The 5,832-nt window shown below is 59.2% G+C and carries 3 protein-coding genes and 3 pseudogenes; 2 read left to right on the forward strand and 4 right to left on the reverse strand.

What is annotated here, in order from left to right; all coding sequences use genetic code 11:
- Nucleotides 1-985 (forward strand): annotated as a pseudogene (locus tag GJ654_RS20535) (Mu transposase domain-containing protein); the annotation flags it as partial.
- The gene (gene istB / locus GJ654_RS20540; protein ID WP_155448047.1) at nucleotides 882-1,613 is read left to right on the forward strand and encodes an IS21-like element helper ATPase IstB; all 732 of its coding nucleotides are present in this window, start codon (nucleotides 882-884) and stop codon (nucleotides 1,611-1,613) included. The pseudogene GJ654_RS20535 and the gene istB, both read left to right, overlap by 104 nt.
- Before the next feature lie 297 nt (nucleotides 1,614-1,910).
- Here istB and GJ654_RS21635 read toward each other — a convergent pair whose 3' ends face one another.
- The 4 genes and pseudogenes from GJ654_RS21635 to GJ654_RS20550 all read right to left on the reverse strand — a co-directional run bounded on the left by GJ654_RS21635 (nucleotide 1,911) and on the right by GJ654_RS20550 (nucleotide 5,472).
- Nucleotides 1,911-2,063 carry a hypothetical protein gene (locus tag GJ654_RS21635; RefSeq protein WP_319802141.1) on the reverse strand — a complete coding sequence of 51 codons (153 nt, stop codon included), beginning with the start codon at nucleotides 2,061-2,063 and terminating at the stop codon, nucleotides 1,911-1,913.
- Between the two features lie 15 nt (nucleotides 2,064-2,078).
- Nucleotides 2,079-2,603 (reverse strand): annotated as a pseudogene (locus GJ654_RS21640) (tyrosine-type recombinase/integrase); the annotation flags it as partial.
- Between the two features lie 4 nt (nucleotides 2,604-2,607).
- A pseudogene (locus GJ654_RS21740) lies at nucleotides 2,608-3,132 on the reverse strand (tyrosine-type recombinase/integrase); the annotation flags it as partial.
- A 675-nt stretch (nucleotides 3,133-3,807) separates the two neighbouring features.
- The gene (locus tag GJ654_RS20550; RefSeq protein WP_155448048.1) at nucleotides 3,808-5,472 is read right to left on the reverse strand and encodes a toll/interleukin-1 receptor domain-containing protein; all 1,665 of its coding nucleotides are present in this window, start codon (nucleotides 5,470-5,472) and stop codon (nucleotides 3,808-3,810) included.
- Nucleotides 5,473-5,832: the final 360 nt, after the last annotated feature.

Consider the following 5,832-nt stretch of genomic DNA (forward strand, 5'->3'; position numbering starts at 1 on the left):
TTCGTCGGCAAGGAACGCAAGTACAACAGGCGGTTCCTGCAAATGTGCTCGCATTATCTCGTCGATCCCGTCGCCTGCACGCCGGCCTCGGGCTGGGAGAAAGGCCAGGTCGAAAACCAGGTTGGCCTGGTGCGCGAGCGGTTCTTCACGCCGCGCCTGAGGTTCAAGAACCTGGACGAGTTGAACGCCTGGCTGCTCGACAAATGCGTCGCCTACGCCAAGGCGCACAAGCATCCCGAGATCGTCGACAAGACGATCTTCGAGGTTTCCGAGGATGAGCGGCCCAAGCTTGTCCAGGCGCGGGGCCGCTTCGATGGTTTCCACGCCACTCAATGCCCCGTGTCGTAAACCTGCCTGGTGCGCTTCGACAACAACAAATATTCCGTGCGCGCCAGCGCGGTCGGCCGTTCTGTCGAACTCCAGGCCTACGCCGACCGCGTCATCATCCTCCAGGACGGCATGATTGTCGGCGAACATCAGCGCCGCTTCGGCCGCGGCGAGACAGCCTACGATCCCTGGCGTTACGTTCCGGTGCTGGCGAAAAAGCCGGGCGCGCTGCGCAACGGCGCGCCGTTAAAGGATTGGCTGCTGCCGGGAGCGATCGAACAGATCCGCAAAAAGCTCGCCGGCTCCGACGACGGCGACCGGCAGATGGTGAAGATCCTCGCGGCCGCGCTCGACGACGGCTTGGCGGCGGTCGAATCCGCCTGCGCCGAGGCGCTCGCCGACAACGTCCATTCCGCCGACGTCATTCTCAACATTCTGGCGCGCCGCCGCGATCCGCCGCCGCCGCTCACCATCGCCACGCCCGACGCGCTCAAGCTCCAGCGCCCGCCGGAAGCCGATTGCGCCCGCTACGATCGATTGAGGAGGCTGCACTGATGGAACGCACGCAAATCTTCGACTTCATGAGCGAACTCAAGCTGTTCGGCATGCGCGCCGCCTACGACGACGTCATGTCCAAGGCGATCAAGCGCCAGCATGAGCCTCCGCAGGTCGTCGGCGATCTGCTGGCAGCCGAGATCGCCGAGAAGCAGGCGCGCTCCATCAAATATCAGCTGACGATCGCCAAACTACCGCTGGCCAAGGACCTCGACGATTTTGATTTTGCCGGCGGCGCCGTCAATGAGGTTTTGGTGCGCGACCTGGCGCGCGGCGGCTTTGTCGCCGAGCAGCGCAACATCGTCCTGATCGGCGGAACCGGCACGGGCAAGACGCATCTGGCTATCGCCATCGCCCGCAGCTGCCTCCGCGCCAAACTGCGCGGACGCTTCTTCAACACGGTCGATCTCGTCAACCGACTTGAGGCGGAAACCCGCGCCGGCCGGCAGGGCCGCATGGCCGACTATCTGTGCCGGATGGACTTCGTCGTGCTCGACGAACTCGGCTATCTGCCCTTCGCCCAGGCCGGAGGGCAGTTGCTGTTCCACCTGATCAGCCGCCTCTATGAGCGCACTTCGATCATCGTGACGACCAATCTCGCTTTTGGCGAATGGCCAAGCGTTTTTGGCGGCGACGCCAAGATGACGACCGCGCTGCTCGACCGCCTGACGCATCATTACGACATCGTCGAAACCGGCAACGAGAGCTGGCGCTTCAAGAACCGGTCCTGACTTCAACCGCAGGCCTCACGCCGCCGCGCGCGCCCGGGCTGCGCAACCCCGGCCAGCTCCGCCCGGGCGCGCGCTGTCGTTGAGCAGCTGTATGAACCAAGGGGGGCCCATTGCATGCAAACTGGGGTCCAGATTCCACGCTTATTGACATCTTGGCGTGAATCACGCGAGCGCCGACAATGCTCGCGCCAAGGTCGAAGGTTCGGCGGGCGGAATCCTCGCGCCGCTGGCGGGCAAGTTGCCAAGCGCGACGCATGATCGCCGCGCGGCTGAATTGGTGGATTGTTGCGGCCATCTTCATTCCGCCTTTCGTTTCAGCGGAACGACTTCGCCGCCCGCCTTGAGCCGGTCCAGATAATCCGCCCACCATTGGGCCATGTCCACGCGCTCTTTCCAGAACGCGCCGCGCGCATAGGCCCGGCGGACGGGATCGGGGTCTTGATGCGCCAAGGCGCGTTCAATCGCATCGGCTGAAAACTTGCCCGATTCGTTAAGCAGGGTTGAAGCCGTCGCGCGGAAGCCGCGCGCCGTCAGTTCGTCATGCGAATAGCCTAACCGCCGCAGCGCCGCGTTCAGTGTGTTTTCGGAAATCGGATTTTCGGGAGAACGAAGGCCGGGAAAAACCAAGCGCCGCGCCCCCGTGAGTGCGTGCAACCCGGACAGGATGGCGAGCGCCTGCCGCGACAACGGAACCTGATGCTCTCGCCGCATCTTCGTTCGGTTTGCGGGTATCGTCCAAACCGCCTTTTTCCAGATCAAATTCCGCCCATTCCGCCATCCGCAGTTCGCCGGGGCGCGTGAAGACCAATGGCAGGAGCCGCAGCGCGGCAAGGGTTTCCGGCTGGCCAGTGAAGCCGTCCAGCGTCCGCAGGAAAGCCCCAAGCTCCGCCGGATCGATGATCGCGGGCCGATGCTTCGTTTTTGGCGTGGTGAGCGCGCCCCGGAGCGCGAATGTCGGATCGTTCTCCGCGCGCGCCGTCGCGATGGCATAGCGAAAAACCTGCCCGATCAGGGCGCGCAACCGAACCGCCGTGTCATGCTTGCCGCGCGCTTCGACCTGCCGCAGCACGTTCAGAACTTCAGCCGCATCAATTTCGGCTATCGGCCTATCGCCCAGCGTTGGGCGGGCAAAGGTGAGTGCCCACTCGTTTTTGTCCAGTGTCGTCGCCGCCTTGCCGTTGCGGCGCTTCTTCGCAAGCAATTCGTCCGCAACAACGTTGAAGGTGTTTCCCTTCGACAGCGCCGCCCTCGCCTTGTCACGCTTCCGTTGCTCGCCGGGGTCGATGCCGTCGGCGAGCGCCGCCTTGGCTTCGTCGCGCTTCGCCCGCGCGTCCTTCAGGCCGGTTTCAGGATAGGCGCCCAACGCCATGACTTTTTGCTTGCTGGCAAACCGATAGCCGAAGCGCCAAAGCTTCGAGCCGCCGGGTGCGATCAGCAAAAAAAGCCAGCCGCTATCCATCAGCTTGTAGGGCTTTTCTTTCGGCTTGGCGTTCCTGATTTCCAATTCGGTGAGCGGCATTGCTGGTATCACCCGCGCTGTTTTGCTGGCATCGCCTTGCTGGCATCCGCGACGTACCAGCAAATGTACCAGCAATTTTCGTGGATACCAGCACGCCGCCTAGGACGGTTGCGGACAGCAAGAAGGCAGGAAACCCGCATTTTCCTTGGGTTTCTCAGACAGTTATGGACGGTTTCGGACGATTGTGGATGCTGATTTGGTGCCCCACGTCGAATAAAGACACGAACCGGTATATCATTGAAATAAGACGAGAATGATTTTGCGTCGAAAGGCCCCTTCCTCACGCGCCAGTTCGTTTCCCCTCGACGGCACCGAAATGGGTAATTTCGGTGATGGCGCGGACCAAGCCGCGGGTTCCGCTTCTCTCGACACCACGAGGGTGGATGCGAGGACCAGCAACCACCGACAGCCACGATTGCTTCGCCATATTCCGCCGTTAGCCTTCTTGATAGTTCGGAAACTGCGGCCCGTTATGCCGAGCCGATGTTAGGCTTCTCGAAGGTCGAGGCTTGGTTGAGTCGGGATGTGGCACGCAGTGACGTTCGGTTAGGCCGAGCATGTCTGTTTCTGTGACTCGTTCATAGTTTCGTTTCGCCACGCCCTCATCGAACTGGACATGCAGATTTGCCGCATCCGACTTGGAAGTGGCGATTTTTTTCACGTGGGGCGACACCACTACGTGGTCTCGATGCGAAAGTCCCGTTTGCTTTTGAAGTCCTTGAAGGTGGCAAGCGTCCGTTTGTATCCAGGGACCTCCTCTTTCCTTTTGCTGCTGCTCATTACATCGCAGGCTGTTAGATAGAATTCTTTCGCGTCCACATCGTTACCGGCGATGGTGGAACACCAAAGCAAAGGGACGAGGACAAAATCGAAAACCCAGTCGTTCATCAAAAACAACGGATACCCCTTGTTGGTACTAGCTGTAAGCACAATACGACCCAGCAGCCTAGCATACCGTTCTGCTACTACATCGACGCCAGCCCGAGGTTGGCCGGTGCGATCAAAGACCATTGCGTCGAGGTCTCGCAAAACGACCTCGAGGTCGCTGATCCCCATGATCCCTCGCAACCCATCAAAGCCTGAGGATCTCGCAACCGAGATAAAGTTTTCCAGAATGTAATCAACTTGTTGTTCAAAGATGAACATACTTTCGCCAAGAGGAAGACTGCTCATTTCCAGACCGCCAGCGAAAATCTTCACACGAACTGCCGACGACAGGTCTTTGATAAATGGACTCAGAGGATAGTAAAGCCTTAAATAGACCGGATCGCGAAGTGCCAGAAGGTCGCCATAAGCACGCTCCTCGGCGGTTAGCCGAGGCCAGACACGCTCCAGCCAGCAGAAGCATAAACTGATAATACTATCATCAGGCTCGCTAGCTAATGTCATGAGGGTCCGCAGTCTCATATGCCGAGCTTCGTCAGCTTCACAGAGGTGAAGCAACATCCTCAACCCGTCCGCCCTATCACCAGAATCGGGCATTTCGCAAACAAACAACGCTGCGGTCAAAGCAAAGCATCGTTGCGTCTCACTTAATTCGGCGGAATCCAATTTTTCCATGAGCCGCTGCCGCACAGCCATCAAAGCCTGCGGGTGTCTTTCTTTTGGGTCGGCAACGGCAACCTCCCACAGATACTTGAGTACCTCGCTGTGCTTCGTTGAGGTCGCATCTTCATTCAAACAATCCTGGTATCGCGCATCGACGTCCACCGTGGTGATGCCGGGCTGATTCGGAATGTGCGGGCGTCCACAATTCCTGCTCGTTCCTCCGGCAAACGGTCCGCGCTCAGCAACTCGACCAGCTTCCGCCGGTGTAAAATGCGTAGACGACGCCGAACACGGCCCGTCTATAAGCAGAGCGCGCAAGGACTGAACGCGGTTTCCTGCGGTCACCGCGTCGAGTAAATTCTTGAATTGACCATGTTCGTTGCATTCGATGCGCGTCGTCGCCTGGAGGACATTTGGGATAGGCGCATCTGGCGTCATGCGCGCGACGATGACCCTTGCTGCGTCGGAATTCTTTTCGGTCTCAAGAGCTGGCAGGTATTCGGCCTGACACCACGGCGAGTCACGAAAGTCCGCGTCGATACAAACCAGCACGAATCGCGAGTTGCTCAGCGCGTTGCTGACGGCTGCTTGAATCTTCTTATCCCGGATATCCGCATTGTTGTCATACCAAACGCTGGCGTTGCTCTCAACGAGACGTTGTACAAGGCTCGCAGAGTACTTGTCACCTCGGTTGTGGCTAATGAAAGCATCGTATCGGAATGCGCGCTCACCCAGCGTCCGGTCCCAGAATTTCGGCATGAAAGAATCAAAATTAACGATGCCCGTCTTCATCGCAGATCTCTCCTTCTAGCCTGGCGCTCCGAAACAATCCGCACTTTACGATTAATGTCACGGCTACAGTGGGCTTCCCCATAGCTTCCGCAACGATCAAATGTAAGTGTCACAAACTCGCCACCTGCATTTCGCGGGCGTGATCGAGGATAATTGTCCTTGTCGCAATATACCAAGTCCCGGAATGGCTGACTCGGCTTGAGATTCCCGAACCGCGGCTTGTCTGATTCAACAGGAAACCCGGACGTTTGGAGGTTCCCACAAACGCCGCAAGGCGGATGGACCGTTAGCGGTGCGGCTCGACCGGTCACCCATTTTCAGACCGTCAGCGCCGACGGCCACCTCGCAGTTTGGCAAGGC

The sequence above is a fragment of the Rhodoblastus acidophilus genome (assembly GCF_009720655.1).
GTDB classification, from domain to species: Bacteria; Pseudomonadota; Alphaproteobacteria; order Rhizobiales; family Beijerinckiaceae; genus Rhodoblastus; species Rhodoblastus acidophilus_A.

Coding starts and splice junctions, on each gene's coding strand:
- istB (WP_155448047.1), top strand. CDS start 882: ATGGAACGCACGCAAATCTTCGACTTCATGAGCGAACTCAAGCTGTTC.
- GJ654_RS20550 (WP_155448048.1), bottom strand. CDS start 5,472: ATGAAGACGGGCATCGTTAATTTTGATTCTTTCATGCCGAAATTCTGG.